The organism is Blautia sp. HA8986 (assembly GCF_056504635.1).
Genome location: NZ_JBWLUQ010000001.1, coordinates 824,637 through 843,710, shown reverse-complemented (window position 1 = coordinate 843,710; position 19,074 = coordinate 824,637). Strand labels below are relative to the sequence as shown.

At 40.8% G+C, this 19,074-nt stretch carries 16 protein-coding genes and 2 riboswitches; of the genes, 15 read left to right on the top strand and 1 reads right to left on the bottom strand.

What is annotated here, in order from left to right; translation table 11 throughout:
• The first annotated feature begins 88 nt into the window (after window positions 1–88).
• The 6 genes from hisZ to AC04Q4_RS03815 all read left to right on the top strand — a co-directional run bounded on the left by hisZ (window position 89) and on the right by AC04Q4_RS03815 (window position 6,160).
• A complete protein-coding gene (hisZ, locus tag AC04Q4_RS03840) occupies window positions 89–1,210 on the top strand; it encodes an ATP phosphoribosyltransferase regulatory subunit (RefSeq protein ID WP_173755757.1) in 1,122 nt (373 codons plus the stop codon).
• Window positions 1,210–1,848 (top strand): ATP phosphoribosyltransferase, encoded by a 639-nt coding sequence (gene hisG, locus AC04Q4_RS03835; protein ID WP_173755756.1) that lies wholly within the window; start codon window positions 1,210–1,212, stop codon window positions 1,846–1,848. The genes hisZ and hisG overlap by 1 nt, the downstream gene beginning before the upstream one ends.
• A 52-nt stretch (window positions 1,849–1,900) precedes the next feature.
• Complete coding sequence (hisD, locus tag AC04Q4_RS03830) at window positions 1,901–3,211, top strand: histidinol dehydrogenase (protein ID WP_173737844.1); 1,311 nt, start codon at window positions 1,901–1,903, stop codon at window positions 3,209–3,211.
• A complete protein-coding gene (hisB, locus tag AC04Q4_RS03825; protein ID WP_476388533.1) occupies window positions 3,211–3,798 on the top strand; it encodes an imidazoleglycerol-phosphate dehydratase HisB in 588 nt (195 codons plus the stop codon). Before hisD ends, hisB begins: the two co-directional genes overlap by 1 nt.
• A gap of 15 nt (window positions 3,799–3,813) precedes the next feature.
• The gene (hisIE, locus tag AC04Q4_RS03820; RefSeq protein WP_173737846.1) at window positions 3,814–5,094 is read left to right on the top strand and encodes a bifunctional phosphoribosyl-AMP cyclohydrolase/phosphoribosyl-ATP diphosphatase HisIE; all 1,281 of its coding nucleotides are present in this window, start codon (window positions 3,814–3,816) and stop codon (window positions 5,092–5,094) included.
• A gap of 97 nt (window positions 5,095–5,191) precedes the next feature.
• The gene (locus tag AC04Q4_RS03815) at window positions 5,192–6,160 is read left to right on the top strand and encodes a M14 family metallopeptidase (RefSeq protein ID WP_173755754.1); all 969 of its coding nucleotides are present in this window, start codon (window positions 5,192–5,194) and stop codon (window positions 6,158–6,160) included.
• 298 nt (window positions 6,161–6,458) lie between these two features.
• On the opposite strand, the gene AC04Q4_RS03810 is transcribed toward AC04Q4_RS03815, so the two are convergent.
• A complete protein-coding gene (locus AC04Q4_RS03810) occupies window positions 6,459–7,559 on the bottom strand; it encodes a transposase (protein WP_243097413.1) in 1,101 nt (366 codons plus the stop codon).
• Between the two features lie 448 nt (window positions 7,560–8,007).
• Window positions 8,008–8,190: riboswitch (cobalamin riboswitch) on the top strand.
• A gap of 141 nt (window positions 8,191–8,331) precedes the next feature.
• Here AC04Q4_RS03810 and AC04Q4_RS03805 point away from each other — a divergent pair.
• From AC04Q4_RS03805 to AC04Q4_RS03765, 9 genes are all read left to right on the top strand, one after another.
• A complete protein-coding gene (locus AC04Q4_RS03805; protein WP_173739162.1) occupies window positions 8,332–9,540 on the top strand; it encodes a hypothetical protein in 1,209 nt (402 codons plus the stop codon).
• Between the two features lie 75 nt (window positions 9,541–9,615).
• Window positions 9,616–9,816, top strand: a riboswitch (cobalamin riboswitch).
• 196 nt (window positions 9,817–10,012) lie between these two features.
• Window positions 10,013–11,575, top strand: a complete 1,563-nt coding sequence (locus AC04Q4_RS03800) for an ABC transporter substrate-binding protein (RefSeq protein ID WP_173739163.1) — start codon at window positions 10,013–10,015, stop codon at window positions 11,573–11,575.
• Window positions 11,576–11,630: 55 nt separating this feature from the next.
• Window positions 11,631–12,578 (top strand): nickel ABC transporter permease, encoded by a 948-nt coding sequence (gene nikB / locus AC04Q4_RS03795; protein WP_306452298.1) that lies wholly within the window; start codon window positions 11,631–11,633, stop codon window positions 12,576–12,578.
• A 4-nt stretch (window positions 12,579–12,582) separates the two neighbouring features.
• Window positions 12,583–13,410, top strand: coding sequence for a nickel transporter permease (gene nikC / locus AC04Q4_RS03790; protein ID WP_008707164.1), 828 nt, complete (start codon window positions 12,583–12,585; stop codon window positions 13,408–13,410).
• An 11-nt stretch (window positions 13,411–13,421) separates the two neighbouring features.
• Window positions 13,422–14,204 (top strand): ABC transporter ATP-binding protein, encoded by a 783-nt coding sequence (locus AC04Q4_RS03785; RefSeq protein ID WP_055053312.1) that lies wholly within the window; start codon window positions 13,422–13,424, stop codon window positions 14,202–14,204.
• Complete coding sequence (locus AC04Q4_RS03780; protein WP_055053313.1) at window positions 14,197–15,168, top strand: ABC transporter ATP-binding protein; 972 nt, start codon at window positions 14,197–14,199, stop codon at window positions 15,166–15,168. The genes AC04Q4_RS03785 and AC04Q4_RS03780 overlap by 8 nt, the downstream gene beginning before the upstream one ends.
• On the top strand, window positions 15,168–16,523 hold the full coding sequence (locus AC04Q4_RS03775) for an MATE family efflux transporter (RefSeq protein ID WP_055053314.1): 1,356 nt from the start codon (window positions 15,168–15,170) through the stop codon (window positions 16,521–16,523). Before AC04Q4_RS03780 ends, AC04Q4_RS03775 begins: the two co-directional genes overlap by 1 nt.
• Window positions 16,524–16,781: 258 nt before the next feature.
• The gene (locus AC04Q4_RS03770) at window positions 16,782–17,000 is read left to right on the top strand and encodes a cation transporter (RefSeq protein ID WP_055053315.1); all 219 of its coding nucleotides are present in this window, start codon (window positions 16,782–16,784) and stop codon (window positions 16,998–17,000) included.
• Between the two features lie 152 nt (window positions 17,001–17,152).
• Window positions 17,153–19,018, top strand: coding sequence for a heavy metal translocating P-type ATPase (locus AC04Q4_RS03765; protein ID WP_476388532.1), 1,866 nt, complete (start codon window positions 17,153–17,155; stop codon window positions 19,016–19,018).
• Window positions 19,019–19,074 lie beyond the last annotated feature (56 nt).

Genomic DNA, 19,074 nt, shown 5'->3' with positions numbered 1-19,074 from the left:
ATAATCTATTTTAGTTTTTCTACGGTAGCATGGTAGCGAACTAAAGTAAAGCCGCAGAATTTCAAATTGTTTTACGGAGGAGATCATTATGCAGCGTATTTTTCATACACCTGAAGGTGTGCGAGACATTTACGGAGAGGAATGCAGCCGCAAGAAACGGCTCCAGAAGGAGCTCCATCAGGTGTTTTCAAGATATGGATATGAAGATATAGAGACACCGGGATTTGAATATTTCGAAGTATTCAGCAATGAAGTAGGAACGATTCCATCCAAAGATCTTTATAAATTTTTTGACAGAGAGGGTAATACACTTGTTTTAAGACCGGATTTTACACCGTCTGTATCAAGAGCATGTGCAACATATTTTGATCCGGAGAACGGACCGGTAAGTCTGTGCTATACAGGAAATACTTTTATCAATAATTCCAGTTACAGAGGTCAGATGAAAGAGAACACTCAGATGGGTGTAGAACATATTGGTGATGATTCCGCAGCAGCAGATGCGGAGATTCTTGCCATGACTGTGGAATGTCTGAAGGCAGCAGGACTTACAGAGTTTCAGGTCAGTGTAGGACAGGTGGATTATTACAAATCCATTCTTGCAGAGGCAGATCTGGAACCGGAGATTGAAGAACATCTTCGTGAACTGATCTCCCAGAAGAATTATTTCGGTGTGGAAGAGCTTCTGAAGGGACAGAGCTTAGATGAAAATCTTTCTAAAACCTTTGCAGAGCTGCCGCAAATGTTCGGATCTGCGGAAGTCCTGGAGAAAGCGAAGTCCCTTACCACTAATACGGAAGCTCTGGCAGCTGTCAGCCGACTGGAGGAGATCTATGAGATCCTGAAAGTTTACGGATGTGAGAAGTATATTGCGTTTGACTTTGGAATGCTGAGTAAATTCCGCTATTATACAGGAATTATTTTCCAGGCCTATACATATGGAACCGGTGAGCCATTAGTTAAAGGCGGACGTTATAATGAACTGATGAAACATTTCGGAAAACCTGCTTCCTCCATTGGTTTTGCCATTGTTGTGGATAATTTGATGCTTGCTCTTTCCAGACAGAAGCTGGATGTTCCAGCTGGAGAGGAAACAGTTGTGATTACGTACAAGCAGGAAGAATTAAACGAAGCTATCAAAGAAGCTATGAAACTTCGTAAAGAAGGAAAAAATGTGGCATTACGCCCGTCAAAGGAGGAGCAGGACTGATGAGATATCTTACATTTGCCCTCACAAAAGGGCGTCTGGCTAATAAAACTTTGGACATGTTTGAAAAGATCGGAATCACATGTGAGGAGATGCGTGACAAGGACTCCCGAAAACTGATCTTTGTCAATGAGGAACTGAAACTGAAATTTTTCCTTGCAAAAGGACCGGATGTGCCGACTTATGTGGAGTACGGTGCAGCTGATATCGGTATCGTAGGAAAAGATACGATTCTGGAAGAAGGACGTAAGCTTTACGAGGTCATGGATCTGGGATTCGGAGCCTGCCGTATGTGTGTGTGCGGACCGGAAAGTGCCCGTGAGGTACTGAACAACAATCAGCTGATCCGTGTAGCTACCAAGTATCCAAATATTGCAAAAGATTATTTCTATAACAAGAAACATCAGACTGTGGAGATCATCAAACTGAACGGTTCCATTGAGCTTGCACCGATTGTCGGTCTTTCCGAGGTGATCGTGGATATCGTAGAAACAGGAAGCACTCTCCGGGAGAACGGACTGAAAGTACTGGAGGAGGTTTGCCCGCTGTCTGCACGTATGGTAGTCAACCAGGTAAGCATGAAGATGGAAGATGAACGTATCCGCAAACTGATCACAGAATTAAGAAGCGTGATAAAGTAAATTCTCCGGACTATAAGGAGAACTAAATACAGAAAGAAGGCAGAGATTTAATATGCGTAAGGTAAAACTGACCAAGGAATCTACTAAAGATATTCTGGAGAATCTTTTAAAAAGAAGCCCGAACAATTACGGCAAATATGAAGATGCAGTAACTACTATCCTCGCAAAAGTAAGGGCAGAGGGAGATGCAGCACTTTTCGAATATACAAAAGAATTCGATAAGGTTGACGTAACAAAAGAGACAATCCGTGTCACACAAGAAGAAATTGACGAGGCATATAAACTGGTAGATCCGTCACTTATTGATGTAATCCGCAAGGCTCTTGTAAATATCCGCAGCTTTCATGAAAAACAGCTTCAGAACAGCTGGTTCACAAGCACAACAGACGGAACCATGCTCGGTCAGAAAGTAACTGCCCTGAACCGTGTTGGCGTTTATGTTCCAGGTGGAAAAGCAGTTTATCCGTCATCTGTACTTATGAATATCGTTCCTGCAAAAGTGGCCGGCGTAGACCGTATCGTGATGACAACACCTCCTGGAAAAGACGGCAAGGTAAATCCAAGTACACTGGTAGCTGCCAATGAGGCAGGGGCAGATGAGATCTATAAAGTCGGCGGCGCGCAGGCCATCGGTGCTCTTGCATACGGAACAGAGAGCATCCCGAAAGTAGATAAAATCGTAGGACCTGGAAATATTTTTGTGGCTCTTGCTAAAAAGGCTGTTTATGGCTATGTAAGCATTGATTCCATTGCGGGTCCAAGCGAGATCCTTGTTCTTGCAGATGAAACAGCGAATCCGCACTATATTGCAGCAGATCTTCTTTCCCAGGCAGAGCATGATGAGATGGCATCTGCGATCCTGATCACAACAAGCGAGGAATTCGCAGACCAGGTCGATAAAGAAGTCATAGGTTTCGTGGAGAAACTTTCCAGAAAAGCGATCATTGAGAAATCTCTTGAGAATTTTGGCTACATCCTGATCGCTGAGGATATGGATGAAGCTATTGAGGCTGCCAATGAGATCGCTTCTGAGCATATGGAGATCGTTACCAGAAATCCATTCGAAGATATGATGAAAGTCCGCAACGCAGGTGCGATCTTTATCGGTCAGTACAGCTCTGAGCCTCTTGGAGATTATTTTGCAGGACCGAACCATGTGCTTCCGACCAACGGAACTGCCAAATTCTTCTCAGCACTTTCTGTTGACGATTTTATCAAGAAATCAAGTATTGTATATTATTCCAGAGAAGCACTGAAAAAGATTCACAAAGATATCGTACAGTTTGCCACATCCGAACAGCTGACAGCTCATGCCAATTCCATTGCTGTCCGTTTTGAAGATGAGGATAAGGAGAACGAATAATGGCAAGAGAAGCATCCATTGAGAGAAATACAAAAGAAACTCAGATCCAGATGAAACTGAATATTGACGGAACCGGGCGTTCTGATATCAATACAGGCATCGGATTTTTTGACCATATGCTTGATGGATTTACACGCCATGGGCTTTATGATCTTGAGCTTAAGGTTCATGGAGATCTGGATGTAGATGATCACCATACAATAGAAGATACAGGAATCGTTCTTGGAAATGCCATCCGTGAGGCAGTTGGCGATAAAAAAGGCATCAGGCGTTATGGCAGCTGTATCCTTCCTATGGATGAGGTTCTGGTACTTTGTGCAGTGGATCTTTCCGGAAGGCCGTATCTTGGCTGGGACGCAGAGTTTCCAACAGAGAAGCTCGGTGATATGGCAACGGAGATGGTGAAAGAGTTTTTCTATGCAGTTTCCTATTCTGCAGCAATGAACCTTCATATTAAGGTTCTCTCAGGCGGAAACAGCCATCATGTTGCAGAAGCCATGTTCAAGAGCTTTTCAAAAGCTCTTGATGCTGCCACACAGTATGATTCCCGAATCACAGATGTACTTTCCACAAAGGGAAGTCTCTGATATAAAGGAGAGGTTATGAATAAACAGTTGATTCCCTGTCTTTATCTTCATTCTGAGAGGGCAGTGACAGGATTTGGGCAGAGAAATCTTTTCGGAGATGGAAATGTAGAGACACTTGCGAAGTTTTATGGCGACAACGGTGCCGATGAACTGCTGGTGTTTGACTTTTCTTCTGCTGATGCAGAACACGACCGTGCCATCGGAAAAATCCGGGATATCTGCCGCAGCGCGGAGATCCCGGTGATCGCAGCCGGAAATATCAAGCGTGCGGAGGATGTAAAGAAGCTGATCTATGCAGGATGTGCAAGAGTTGTGCTGAATTTTTCCAAGGAGAGCAATATCAGGCTTCTGGAAGAGGTATCCAGACGTTTCGGAAAAGAGCGCATGGTTATAAGTATTTCTGATCTCAGAGAGTTTACAGAGAATCAGGATCTGATTGAGAAATATGCAGACCGTGTTCTTGCACTGGATACTGTGCAGGATGAGATTGCAGAGATATCATCAGTATCTATCATCCTTCACACAGATGAGAGTAAAAAAGAGAAAGTCATGGAGCTTCTGAAAGATGATGCAGTTTCTGCGCTTTGTGGTGCTTATGTAAACAGCATGGAGAACGATCTGCACACACTGAAAGAAGACTGTGAAAAAGCAGGAATTCCGGTTAATACTTATAAGAGCAATATTGTATGGTCTGATTTTAAACTGAACAGTGACGGAATGGTTCCTGTTATTGTGCAGGACTACCGTACAGACGAAGTGCTGATGCTGGCCTACATGAATGAGCTGGCTTTTGATACCACACTGAAGCTGGGAAAGATGACTTACTGGAGTCGCAGCAGAAATGAGCTCTGGACAAAAGGTCTCACTTCCGGTCATGTCCAGTATGTAAAGTCTCTTACGATTGACTGCGACAATGACACCATCCTTGCAAAAGTAGATCAGGTAGGAGCAGCCTGCCATACCGGAAACCGTACCTGCTTCTTTAAGCCGCTGATGAAAAAAGAGTGTGATGATACCAATCCGCTTCATGTATTCCAGAATGTCTACGACGTGATCACAGACCGCAAAGAACATCCGAAAGAAGGTTCTTACACCAATTATCTTTTTGATAAAGGAATCGACAAGATTCTTAAAAAAGTCGGTGAAGAGTGCACGGAGATTGTGATCGCAGCCAAGAATCCGGATAAAGAAGAGATCAAATACGAGATTTCTGATTTCCTCTATCATATGATGGTACTTATGGTAGAAAAAGGTGTCAGCTGGGAGGATATCACCAGAGAGCTGTCAAAAAGATAAAATTTCCCGAGATCCATCTATACAGTGCCGGTTAGGCATGATATACTTGTCAGATAAAGTGCGGAACTATAATGATAAGAGGAAAGGGAAACAACCAATGATCAAAATTGATGACTGGGTGATTGAAAAAGGAGAGAAAGCACAGGGAAAGATTGAAATCATCGGATGTGGTATGGCAATGCCGGCTACCGTGATCTGCGGAGAAGAAGATGGTCCTACCATACTGATCACAGCAGGAATCCACAGTGCGGAATATGTAGGAATCCAGGCGGCCATGGAACTGGCGAAGGAATTTCAGCCTGAGAAACTGAAAGGGAATGTGATCATCATTCCCCTTGTGAATGTCAGTGGATTTGAACATCGTACCATGAGCATGGTTTATGAAGACGGAAAGAATTTAAATCGTGTTTTCCCGGGCAATCCGGAAGGAACAGCTGCAGAACGCATTGCCTGCACCATTGTCAGGAAACTCTTTTCCATCACAGACTACTACATTGATCTGCACAGCGGAGACGGATATGAGCAGCTTCATCCGTATGTTTACTATGTAGGCGTTGTAGACGAAGATACTGTGGAGAAATCTTTACATATGGCAAGACATATCGGCGTGAAATATGTAGTTCGTTCCACAACAGCTACAGGTGGTGCTTATAATTATGCGGCTTCTCTTGGAATTCCAAGTATCCTTATAGAAAGAGGCGGTCACAGTTACTGGACATGGGAGGAAGTGGAACAGGACAAACGGGATGTCCGCCATCTTATCCTTCATCTTCAGGGGAAGAAATGCCAGGGACTGAAACATTACCGCCAGATGCTTCTGGAAAATGTTGTCTATGAATATGCACCTTACACCGGATGCTGGTATCCGTCAAAGAAGCCGGGAGAATACTTCTTCAAAGGGGAAGACCTGGGAGAACTTCGGGATTATTACGGAAATCTTCTCTATACATCTGTTGCAACAGAGAATGGCGTGGTTCTCTACCAGACAGCAAGTCTGAATATTATTGAAGATGGTCCGATGATCGCATATGCGGCGATCACTGAGACTTTATTTGAAAGTGAATAAGAAAAGTTATTAAAAGAGTCCAGGAAACTCCTGTATGTTACGGACATACCTCAGTCAGGAATGTTACGTAATATGCAGGGGTTTTTTACTTTATAGTAATATTATCTCAGTAATATATACATATCGGGGTATAAGTATATTATCCGAAATACCATATGGGGTATAGGTACAATTCGGAAAAAAGCAAATTGTGTCAAAAATATAAAAAATATTGTATTTTTCTATAGACAGGAAATATTTTCTGTCATATAATTAATTTCGTAACTATAAATGAGCAAATTTGAAAAAATGCACAAAATTATCCTGCTAATTTCATAAATGCTTCAAAATCATCACTTGCTTTTGCACATAGGAATAGATACTGATACTTTTCCTGATGAACGGCACTACAGATTCGATGATATCCATCTTGAAAAGACCGATATCCGCCAGTTCCTGTGACACAAATATAATGTGTCAGTGACATCAACAGCCAGTACCTCTGTATTCCCTTTGAGGAGCGTATCTGGTATGTATCCAGGGCCAGATGGTTTTTGCATTGCCTGAAAAATATCTCAATCGGCCATCGACAAACATAACAGGAAAGGATCTCCTGTGTAGATAAGGATACATTTGTGCTAATGAAAGCACGTAGTGCTTTAGGATTACCAAATGCTTTTTCAGGATAGCTTAAAAGAACAACTGCATTTTCTATGCCGCTGAGGTTTCCCTCATACCGGTACACATAATAGTTGCGTTTTTTGACTGTGACGAGGTCAAATCCTTTATGTGTTGTGGATCGTTCAGCAGCCAGTTCACTGAGTTTCTTTTTCATTCCTGATGGATACAGCAGACGGTTTGTTTTCAAAGCACCAATGGTATGGAACCCTTTCTGTACAAAAGTATTGATTATTTTTTCAGAAACATACCAGCAGTCACAAAGGAAATAAGACATTACTGGTGGAACAGGCAGTTCCTTTGCAATATTTTGTACAATATCAATCTTGGAAATTGATTTATTGTACATTACAAAAGCATAGTTCAGGACAATGCCGTTACAGGAAAGCATAACAGCTACTGCCTGATGTCCGTAGTCCTGTTTCCCCTTTAAATGGGATTGGTGAAAGTACGCATCTTCAATCGGATGCAGAGCCTGTGACGAAGGCTTTGTCTTTGAAGCTATCGTATCGTCTACAATGCAGAAAACAGGCTTTCCGGTGCGTGCTGCTTCTGAATAAATAATCTCTATAACAGAACGTTTTAACGTATCTGAAAGTAGAGAATCATCCCATTTCCCTGAATTAAGGAAATGTGCAATCGTAGTTCTGTGACAGGAACTGTTTTTAGCAAAATCCGTGGTTTTTCCATGATATCCTGAAATGAAAATGCTGATCAGGATACTTATAAGGTGGTTTATCACCCGGTTCGAATAAAATTTGCATAAATTTAATTTCTTAAGCTGGTTGTATATGAATGCGGAATGATGTATAGTATTTGCGAGAGACACCTTCTTTCGTAAATGTTGCAAATGTTTGTTTAGGCACTTTCATTATACAACACACGGAATCGAGGTGTCTTTCTTTTATGCAAAATCACGAACTTGCTCATTTATAGTAGTAAAAATATTTTAGCATAAACAAAGAAATGCCACAAGAGAAGGTAGTGCTGCAAAGAGACCCTTATTATGGAATAGATACTGGAATCTGAATATTCAAGACCATAGTAAAAGTGAATAAAAAAACATATAAATATTAGATGTAAATTATTGACGTTAACCAAATGGAATTATATAATAAAAATATAATGAAGTTGGGGAAAAGCCTTAGCGCAGAGTAAAAATAGTTTTTGACTTTTAGCCCCTGATATCATATTATAAAAATAATGCATGTTTCCAGTAATATGGAATTAAAAAGGAAACCGGTGCAAATCCGGTACGGTCCCGCCACTGTAAAAGGGAGCTTTTTATCATATACGTCACTGCTGAAGAGGCGGGAAGACGATAAAATGCGATGAACTTAAGTCAGGAGACCTGCTTGCATTGGAAAAAAGGTTATTTCTTACGGTGTATAAGAAAGGCTTTATTTTTATACCTAAAATACATTTTAAGAAAAGAATCTTTTTTATTTCAGGAAAGGATGTGAGAAAAGAAAACTTGAACTTTTATACAAATACGATAGAAAGGTAAAAAAGGAATGAAAAAGATAATAAGTTTTATATTGACAATGATTATGCTGCTCACCTGCACCAGTATTTCAGTTATGGCAGCCGATACTCAGAGTGATACAACAAATCAGGACGGAAAAATGACAATAGGAGTGTCCGTATATAATCTGAATGATGCAGAAGTAAGAGCATTTAGAAATTATTTTGAAAATTATGTCGGCATGGCTTTTGAAGTCGAGTTTTTATATTCTTCCAGTATAAGTACTGCAGAAGAAGAAATCAGCTTTATCAATGAGCTTCATGAAAGAAATGTAAAGGGAATCATTTCTTTCCTTTCTTCAGATCTTGAAGAAGTTCTTCCGGTATGTGAAGAATATGGTATGTATTATGTACGTGGATCAGGAACGATCAGTGATGAAATGTATGAGAAAGTAAAGGATAATCCTTATTTTCTGGGAACGATAGGAACATCTGTTGAAACAGAAATGGATGCGGCTGCCAATATGGCGGAGTATTTTGCTTCAGAGGATCAGAATAATCAGAATCATTACATAATAGCATGTGGAGGAGCTGCTATCGGTAATGAGATGCATCGTCTGAGAACGATTGGTATTCTGAATAAGCTTCAGGAAGCATATGGCCTGTCATATGAGAAGCCTGTAGAAGAACTGGTGAATACGCAGGATACTGAAGAAATTGAAACAGGTAGCGACATTAAGATTACTCTGGTTCCGGGGTATCCCAAAGATTATCTTGATGAAAAGCTGGCTGATCCGCTGAATACAGGAGAGTATAATGTTATTCTGAGTGTAGTGAGCGCAAGTGATTTTATCAAGGTAATTGATGCTTATGAAGAAGAGAACAGTACAGATGTATTGTTGGGTTCAATTGACTGTTTTACAGAAGATACATACGAAATGTTTAACAAAAAGGGATATAACGGCAAGGAAAGAATCGACTATCTTGTAGGAAAATATGGTGCTATCGTTGCACCATCATTTGTTGCCATGAAAAATGCTCTGGAAGGCTTTGCAGAAGATTACCGTGAAGATGGAAGTGCTTTCCGGCTGCAGCAGTCATTCTGGACAGCGGATTCAGTAGATGAGTTTAATAAGCAGTATGCGTTATCTATTGGAATGTATGATAATACATATAGTGTAGAGGACATGATGGAAGTTCTGAAATCCTATACACTGGAAACAAATTTTGAACAATTCCGGAAATTTACGGAAAAATAGATAGAAAATAAAAGTCTAAAATAATTGACGTATACATGATAGTATGTTATGATAAATAAGTATTCATACGGTCATTTAATGATTCTAGAGATAAGTTCAGACCAGCAGAAGCGTTCTGCTGGTCTGATTAAAAGGGGAAACCGGTGTAAATCCGGTACGATCCCGTCACTGTGATAGTTGGTTTTCAGCTGAATGCCACTGGAAGATATTTTTCTGGGAAGGTGCTGAAAATGGGTAAGCTTAAGTCAGGAGACCTGCTTATTTCTGGTAAAAGAGATTCTTGCGGACGACGAGAAATCCTGATTAAGAGTTACAACTTCATGTGTTGCATATATATGTTTGATTCTTTAATGGTAAGATTTCGTGACGGATGTGGGAGCATCTGTCTTTTTTTTCGTTCAAAATCACAGGAATGGACAGTATGAGAAGGAAGAAAAACAACGAAGAAACAAAAAAAGAAAGGAAGTAAAGGATGAAAAAAACAAAAAGAGAATTACTTGTGTTAGCAGCGGCAACAACAGTTGCATTATTAATGGGAGTTACTGTACAGGCGAAGGGTGATGAGAAGGTTTTAAACTTCGGATGTCAGATGTACACAGATGGATGTGTAAACAGTGCAAATGATGAAAACAGTGGATGGAATGCTATGAGATATGGTATTGCTGAAGCATTATTTAAATTCGATGACAATATGGAAGTTATCCCGTGGCTTGCTGAGAGTTATGAAGTAAATGACGAGCATACAGAATGGACGATCAAGCTGAAAGACGGAATTAAATTCTCTGACGGATGTGATTTAACTCCGACAAAGGTAAAAGAGTATTTTGATCACATGAAAGAGGTAGGACCTTCCGGATCTGCCAAACCGGAGAAATATCTGGAATTTGAAGCAGAAGTTACTGTAGATGATGATGCAAATACTATTAACATCAAAACAAGCAAACCATATGCAAACCTTGTAGGACAGCTCTGCCACCCAACTATGGGAATCACAGATGTAGAACATATTGAAAACTACGATAATGGAATTATTGGAACAGGTCCATACAAGATTGAAGAATTCAATGGTGTAGGTGTTGGTTATACATTAGCTGCAAATGAGTATTATCGTGAAGATGTTCCATACGATAAGATCAATCTGCTGTTCATGGGAGATAACTCCGCAAAAACAATGGCTCTCCAGAGTGGTCAGGTAGACTTGGTTGAGAATATCACAAATGTAGCAGATATTCAGGACTTCCAGGATAACGATGACTATACTGTTGATATCGCATCAGGTGTACGTTGTGGATTTGCATGGATGAACTTTGACGGTGTTCTTGGAAACAAAACACTTCGTCAGGCAATCCTGATGGCAATTGATAATGATACAATCTGTAATTCCAGAACAATCGGTGGACTTTATACACCAGGATTCTCCGTACTGCCTTCTACTCTGAACTATGACTATGACAAACTGGAAAATCCATATACCTATGATCCGGAAAAAGCAAAACAGATTCTGGATGATGCAGGAATCGTTGATACAGACGGAGATGGAATCCGTGAACTGGATGGTCAGAATATCAACCTCAGATATATTTCTTATGAAAACCGTCTTCTGAATGACTTTGCAGATGCTCACGCACAGTATCTTGCAGAAATCGGCATCGGTGTTGTTCCTGAATACGGAAGCTCAGATGATCAGTGGAGTAAACTTGCAGCACTGGATTATGACTTTAATAACAATAACTGGATCACTGTTGGTACCGGAGATCCTCTGGCATATATGGCTAACTGGGCAACTGATACCAGCTACTGCGCATACTCCAACCCGGACTATGATAAGTTATATGAAGAATTAAAAGGTGAAATGGATCCGGAAAAGAGAAAAGATCTGATCTTCCAGATGCAGCAGATCCTGGTAGATGATGCAGCGGTTCTGATTGATGGATACTACAACTCATCTATGATCTACAGTAAGAAAGTTGGTTCTGCACATATCCATACAGCAGATTACTACTGGCTGTCAACAGAAATTACTCCTGCAGAATAAGAAAAGTCTGCGAATTGTGAAGTTACTGAATAGTTACAAACAGAAATAAAAAGAGGTGTCTTTTTTGAGTAAAAAGCAAATAATCAAGCGTTTATTACAGATTGTGATCGTATTGATCGGTATCAGCTTTATTACATTTGCACTGACCTTTATGTCACCAGGTGACCCTGTACGAAACATGTACACGGCAACCGGTGTAATGCCTACTGAAGAAATGGTTCAGGAGACACGCGAGGAACTTGGTCTGAATGATCCGTTTCTGGTGCAGTATACCAGATGGCTTAAGAACTGTCTGAAAGGTGACTTTGGCAAATCATACAGCTTAAATAAACCAGTTACAGAACTTCTTGCAGCCAGATTATGGCCGACTTTGAAACTTACATTAATGGCCATGATCCTTATGCTGGTTATTTCTGTACCTTTAGGTATGTTGTCTGCCATATATAAAGATAAATGGATCGATTATCTCGTCCGGGGAATTACATTCCTCGGATGTGCGATGCCTAACTTCTGGGTTGGACTTCTGTTAATGCTGGCATTCTGTGTTTATATCAATGCATTTCCGGTTATCAGTTCTGCGGGAGACTTTAAGAGTCTGTTTCTTCCGGCTTTGACACTTGCGATTGCAATGTCTTCCAAATATACCAGACAGGTAAGAACAGCGGTGCTGGATGAACTGAGTCAGGATTATGTGATCGGTGCACAGGCAAGAGGAGTAAAGAAATCAAAGATTATCTGGGGCAATGTATTTCCAAATTCATTGCTTCCGCTGATCACAATGTTTGGTCTTTCCATAGGATCACTTCTTGGAGGAACCAGTGTTGTAGAAGTAATCTTCTCTTATCCGGGTCTTGGAAACCTTGCAGTTTCAGCAATCACATCCAGTGATTACAATCTGATCCAGGGATATGTATTATGGCTTGCCCTGATTTATATGGTCATTAACCTGATCGTTGATGCATCTTATGTTTATATTGATCCACGTATGCGTTTAAAGGAGTAGAATCATGAAAAAGAAAAACAGATTTTTAGCAAATAAAACTTTTGTCGTGTTTTCTATTCTTGCAGTCTGTATTATTCTGACAGCAGTATTTGCACCGGTGGTAACCAGAGGGGTTGACCCGTTAAAAGGTTCTCTGGTAGATGCACTGCTTCCGCCATGCAAGGAACATATTTTTGGAACCGACAAAATGGGCAGGGATATTTTTTCAAGAGTTATTTATGGAGCACGTGCATCTCTGTCAGCAACCTTTGGTGTTGTTGCCCTGATCTTTCTGGTGGGAACTGTTACCGGAGTCCTTGCAGGATATTTCGGAGGTGTCATTGATGCTGTTATTATGCGAATTGCAGATATGATGCTTGCTTTCCCAGGACTGGTACTTGCTCTTGCTGTTGCAGGTATTATGGGCGCAAGTATCAAAAATGCGATCATCGCTATTGTAGTAGTAAGCTGGACCAAATATGCGCGTCTGGCACGAAGCCTGGTTATGAAGATCCGTGACAGGGATTATGTATCAGCAGCGATCGTTACCGGTTCCAAAACACCGTATATGCTGTTTCGATATATGCTTCCAAATGCACTTCCTACACTGATCATTACTGCTGCGACAGATATAGGTTCCATGATGCTGGAACTGGCAGCAATGTCCTTCCTGGGATTTGGCGCGAAGCCGCCGGCACCGGAATGGGGTTATATGCTGAATGAAGGAAGAGCGTGTATGCAGTCCGCTCCGTGGCTGATGATCTTCCCGGGTCTTGCTATTTTTGTAGTAGTTGTTGTATTTAATATGCTTGGGGATTCCATCCGTGATATCCTCGATCCAAGAAATGAGTAGGAGGAATAAACATGCTGAAATTAGATAATGTGACAATCTCCTACAAAAATGTTCCAACTGTTCAGAATTTTAATCTGGATATGAAAGAGGGACAGATCGTTTCTCTGGTAGGAGAATCCGGAAGTGGAAAAACCACTGTTATCCGTGCTGTTCTGGGACTTCTTGCAGGTGGCGGTAAGGTCACAGAAGGAAGTATTACATTTGAAGGAGAAGACCTCTTATCCTATACACCGGAACAGTGGAGAAAACTTCGTGGTTCTGATATTTCCATGATTTTTCAGGACAGTGGTGCAATGATGAATCCGACACGTAAAGTCGGAAAAGTATTCACAGAATATATTCTTACTCATGAGAAAATTTCCAAAAAAGAGGCATGGAGTAAGGGAATCGCAATGCTGGAGCGAATGAGACTTCCGTCTCCGGATAATATTATGGAATCTTATCCTTTCCAGTTATCCGGTGGTATGAGACAGCGAGTTGGTATTGCGATGGGAATGACTTATCAGCCGAAGCTTCTTCTTGCAGATGAACCGACTTCTGCACTGGATGTAACAACGCAGGCACAGATCGTGCGTCAGATGATGAAGCTCAGAGATGATTATCATACAGGCATTATTGTAGTAACCCATAATCTGGGTGTAGCTGCCTACATGTCAGATTATATTGTTGTAATGAAGAACGGAAAAATGGAAGACCAGGGAACAAGAGAGTATATTCTGAAAGAATCAAAGAATGAATATACCAGAAAACTTCTGGAGGCAGTTCCATCCCGGGGAGGTGAACGATATGTCTGAAAAAAGAGAAGTAATACTGGAAGCGAAACATGTAACCAGAAGATTTGCGGCATCACATGGACGTACTCTGCTGGCGAACAATGATATTAATCTGAAAATGTATAAAGGTGAAACACTGGGTCTGGTAGGAGAATCCGGATGTGGTAAGAGTACATTTATGAGATTTCTGGTTTCTCTTGATACACCTTCAGAGGGTGAGATTCTGTACCGCGGTACAGATATCACGAAATTAAAGGGAGAAGAACTGAGAAATAACCGTCAGAACATTCAGATGGTATTTCAGGACCCGACCTTATCTTTTAATCCGAAAATGAACATTCGTGATATTGTGTGTGAGCCTTTGATGAATTTCAAAAAGATTAAGAAATCGGAGAAGGATGCTGTCTGCAGAAAACTTCTTGAAATGGTAGAATTACCAGGAGATTTTGCAGATCGTTATCCTCACAATATGAGTGGTGGACAGCGTCAGCGTGTTGCGATCGCGAGAGCACTGGCACTGGAACCGGAGATCGTTGTTCTGGATGAAGCAACTTCAGCTCTCGATGTTTCTGTTCAGAAAACCGTAATTGAACTGATTACAAAGCTTCAGAGAGAAAAGAATATTACATTTGGTTTTATCTGTCATGATATTGCACTGGTTCAGCTGGTGGCACATCAGGTGGCTGTTATGTATCTTGGAAACCTCGTAGAGGTTCTTCCTGGAAAAGACCTCGATATGAAAGCGATGCATCCATATACAAGAGCACTGATGGGTGCAGTATTTGATATTAATATGGACTTTTCCAAACCAATTGAGAGTATTGAAAGTGAAGCTCCGAGCCCGTTGGATCTTCCACAGGGATGCCCGTTCCAGGGAAGATGTGAACATTGCATGGATATCTGTAAAAAGGAGAATCCACATCTTATAGAAGTAGAAGACGGTCACAGTGTTGCCTGCCATTTGTTCAAAAAAGGTGGCAGATAATGAAAAAAGATAGTCTGATTTCTGGAAATATAGGAAAAGCATTATTACTTTTTGTACTTCCACTGATTGCGGGAAGTTTGATTCAGCAGTTGTACACAACGGTTGATGCGGTTATTGTTGGTCAGTTTACCGGAAAAATCGGACTTGCAGCAATTGACTCTGTGCATACACTTTTTAAGTTTCCGCTTAACTTTATGAACGGACTTGCAACAGGTGCAACGATTATGATCTCCAGATATTTTGGAGCAAAAGATAAAGAAGGACTGCATTGTGCAGTGCGGACAGCTCTTTTACTCGCCGGTATTCTGGGAATTGTCTGTGCTGTAGCCGGTGTAATTTTTTCTCCATGGCTGCTTGATATCATGTCTGTTCCGGAAGAAGTCCGTGCAGGATCACTGATCTACTGCCGAATTTATTTTGGCGGAATATGGGCAATGATCCTTTATAACATGATGGCAGGAGTCTTGCGTGCGTTTGGAGATTCTAAAAAGCCATTATATGTACTGGTCGTATGCAGTGTGGTCAATATTGTTGCAGATCTCATACTGGTAGGACTTCTGCATACTGGTGTTGGAGGAGCGGCAGCAGCTACTGTACTTTCTCAGATTGTAAGTGTTGTACTTACCGCATATTTTCTTGTGAAATCTGATTTCCTGGAAGAAAAGATAGGAATCAGAACTATGAGAATCTGCAAAGAGCATATGGGAATGATGATAAACAAAGGTTTCCCGTTAGCTCTTCAGTCCATGCTGTTTCCAATTGCCAATTCTATTGTTCAGGCAAGTATTAACACAATGGGAACTGACAGTATTGCAGCATGGGGAATCTGTGATAAACTGGATTTACTGATCTGGCTGATAGCGGATTCCATGGGACCTGTACTGACTACATATACCGCGCAAAATCTGGGCGCCGGTAAGGCGAAAAGAGTAAAGAAGGGAGCCCTGATCGGTACGGGCTTATCTGTGATCGCGGTAGGAATTATCAGTATTGTCCTTTATTTCGGTTCCGGACTGATCGGACCGTTGTTTATCGATCAGAAAGACGTTCCGACATTGATACCGCTGGTTATAAGATATATGCAGATGATGGCACCGTTCTTTGTATTCTATGCTGTTGCAGCAGCTCTTTCAGGAGCATGCAGCGGCCTTGGAGAAACATTGGTGTCAATGGTTACTACATTACTTACAATCTGCCTGTTTCGAGTAGTCTGCATTCTGGTTGTTTTACCATCATTTGAAACAATGGAATGTATTGTATGGATTTATATTGGATCATGGATAGTGTCAGGTGTCACTTTTACTATTTTATATCTGGCAAAGGTCGAAAAATTCTACCATAAGAAAAGTAAATAAAAAGATTATAATCATTTCGCAAATGATAGATGAGACAGAGGGTGCAGCAGGAAGAAGAATCAGACGGTATCCTCTGTTTTTATATCATAGGAAATGATTCCGTAATGTTCCTATGATATAAGAATTTGATATTTGCAATTTTTTTAACAATAAGTTATTGACAGAGAATAAAAAGCTGTTATAATAAAATTAACAAATGAACAAGTGCTCATATGATGATGTGAAAATCTATTCATGAGCCGGAAAGGAAAAAATACAATGAAAAAGACTTACAAAATCGACGTAGACTGCGCAAACTGTGCAAACAAAATGGAGGAAGCTGCTAAGAATACAGCTGGTGTTAAGGATGCAACAGTAAACTTCATGATGCTGAAAATGATCGTTGAATTTGAAGAAGGACAGGATCCGAAAGCAGTTATGAAAGACGTTCTGGCAAACTGCAAGAAGGTAGAAGACGACTGCGAAATCTATCTTTAATTCAGGAGCGATTCCTGTTGATGATATATTTACGGGAATTGTCGTAAATTAGCAGAGAGGGACTGCAGCACAGAGATATGTCAGACGGTTATGGTTATCCACTGATATATGTTCTGGCGGCGGTCCTGTTTTATAAGAAGTGAGGTATTAAGATGAATAAGAAGCAAAAGAAGATGCTGATCAGAATCATCGTAGCGGCGGTATTGATCGTGCTTTTTTCTAAATTACCGATAGATGGATATGTCAGATTTGGACTGTTTATGATTCCATATCTGGTAATTGGCTATGATATTCTTCAGAAGGCATTTAAAGGTATCAGAAATAAACAGGTATTCGATGAGAATTTCCTGATGGCAGTAGCTACTGTGGGAGCAATTCTGCTCGGAGATTATTCTGAAGGTGTTGCGGTTATGCTGTTCTACCAGATTGGAGAACTTTTCCAGAGTTATGCAGTAGGAAAGAGCAGACGTAACATCAGTGAACTGATGGATATCCGTCCGGATTATGCCAATATTGAAGTAGATGGAAAACTTGAACAGGTAGACCCGGATGAAGTTGAAATTGGTACTGTAATTGTTGTACAGCCAGGAGAAAAAGTTCCGATTGATGGTGTGATCATTGATGGTGTTTCTACTTTAAATACCAGCGCTCTGACCGGAGAAAGCCTTCCAAGAGATGCAAAAGCCGGGGATGAAGTAATCAGCGGATGTATCAATATGACAGGTGTTCTGAAAATCCGTACGATCAGAGAATTCGGAGAATCTACCGTATCCAAGATTCTGGAACTTGTGGAGAATTCCAGTTCCAGAAAATCAAAATCAGAGAATTTTATTTCAAAGTTTGCCAAATATTATACTCCGGTTGTATGCTACGGAGCACTTGCACTTGCTTTTATTCCCCCGATCGTACTTTTGATCATGGGAAAACCGACTATGTGGGGTGATTGGATTTACCGAGCACTTACTTTCCTGGTAATCAGCTGTCCATGCGCACTGGTGATCAGTATTCCTTTAAGCTTCTTTGCAGGAATCGGTGGAGCAAGTAATCAGGGCGTTCTGGTTAAAGGTTCCAACTATCTGGAAACACTTGCACAGACCAGCTATGTGGTATTTGATAAAACCGGTACAATGACACAGGGTGTTTTTGAAGTAAGCGGAGTTCATCATAATGAGATTTCAGATGAAAAACTGCTGGAATATGCAGCTCTTGCAGAATGTTCTTCTTCCCACCCGATCAGTAAGAGTCTTCAGAAAGCATATGGAAAACCAATTGACAGAAACAGAGTCACTGATATTGAGGAAATCAGTGGTAACGGTGTGACTGCAAAAGTGGATGGTATATCTGTAGCAGCAGGAAATGCAAAATTAATGAAACGCCTTGGAATTTCCTATCAGGAATGTCATCATGTTGGTACAGTAATTCATATGGCTGTAGATGGAAGATATGAAGGTCATATTCTTATTTCTGATATTCTGAAACCTTATGCAAAAGAAGCAATTGCTGAATTGAAGAAAGCTGGTATCAAGAAAACAGTTATGCTTACCGGAGATTCTAAACGTGTTGCAGATCAGGTAGCAAAAGAACTGGGAATTGAGGAAGTTTACAGTGAACTTCTTCCGGCTGATAAAGTAAGTAAAGTAGAAGAATTACTTCATCAGAAATCCGAAAAAGAGAAGCTTGCATTTGTGGGTGACGGTATCAATGATGCGCCGGTACTGTCCAGAGCAGATATTGGTATTGCTATGGGTGCACTGGGTTCTGATGCAGCGATTGAAGCAGCAGATATCGTACTGATGGATGATGATCCGCTGAAAATTTCCAAAGCGATTAAGATTGCAAGAAAGTGTATTCATATTGTATATGAGAATATTTATTTTGCAATTGGCATTAAGATTTTGTGTCTGATACTTGGTGCGCTGGGAATTGCCAATATGTGGATGGCTATTTTTGCAGATGTAGGTGTTATGATCATTGCGGTATTAAACGCAATCCGTACTTTATTTGTAAAAAACCTGTAACTGTGAAGGTACTGAACAGTTACAAAAATTTATAGAATAACAGACAGTTGCAGACA

Coding starts and splice junctions, on each gene's coding strand:
- hisZ (WP_173755757.1), top strand. CDS start 89: ATGCAGCGTATTTTTCATACACCTGAAGGTGTGCGAGACATTTACGGA.
- hisG (WP_173755756.1), top strand. CDS start 1,210: ATGAGATATCTTACATTTGCCCTCACAAAAGGGCGTCTGGCTAATAAA.
- hisD (WP_173737844.1), top strand. CDS start 1,901: ATGCGTAAGGTAAAACTGACCAAGGAATCTACTAAAGATATTCTGGAG.
- hisB (WP_476388533.1), top strand. CDS start 3,211: ATGGCAAGAGAAGCATCCATTGAGAGAAATACAAAAGAAACTCAGATC.
- hisIE (WP_173737846.1), top strand. CDS start 3,814: ATGAATAAACAGTTGATTCCCTGTCTTTATCTTCATTCTGAGAGGGCA.
- AC04Q4_RS03815 (WP_173755754.1), top strand. CDS start 5,192: ATGATCAAAATTGATGACTGGGTGATTGAAAAAGGAGAGAAAGCACAG.
- AC04Q4_RS03805 (WP_173739162.1), top strand. CDS start 8,332: ATGAAAAAGATAATAAGTTTTATATTGACAATGATTATGCTGCTCACC.
- AC04Q4_RS03800 (WP_173739163.1), top strand. CDS start 10,013: ATGAAAAAAACAAAAAGAGAATTACTTGTGTTAGCAGCGGCAACAACA.
- nikC (WP_008707164.1), top strand. CDS start 12,583: ATGAAAAAGAAAAACAGATTTTTAGCAAATAAAACTTTTGTCGTGTTT.
- AC04Q4_RS03785 (WP_055053312.1), top strand. CDS start 13,422: ATGCTGAAATTAGATAATGTGACAATCTCCTACAAAAATGTTCCAACT.
- AC04Q4_RS03780 (WP_055053313.1), top strand. CDS start 14,197: ATGTCTGAAAAAAGAGAAGTAATACTGGAAGCGAAACATGTAACCAGA.
- AC04Q4_RS03775 (WP_055053314.1), top strand. CDS start 15,168: ATGAAAAAAGATAGTCTGATTTCTGGAAATATAGGAAAAGCATTATTA.
- AC04Q4_RS03770 (WP_055053315.1), top strand. CDS start 16,782: ATGAAAAAGACTTACAAAATCGACGTAGACTGCGCAAACTGTGCAAAC.
- AC04Q4_RS03765 (WP_476388532.1), top strand. CDS start 17,153: ATGAATAAGAAGCAAAAGAAGATGCTGATCAGAATCATCGTAGCGGCG.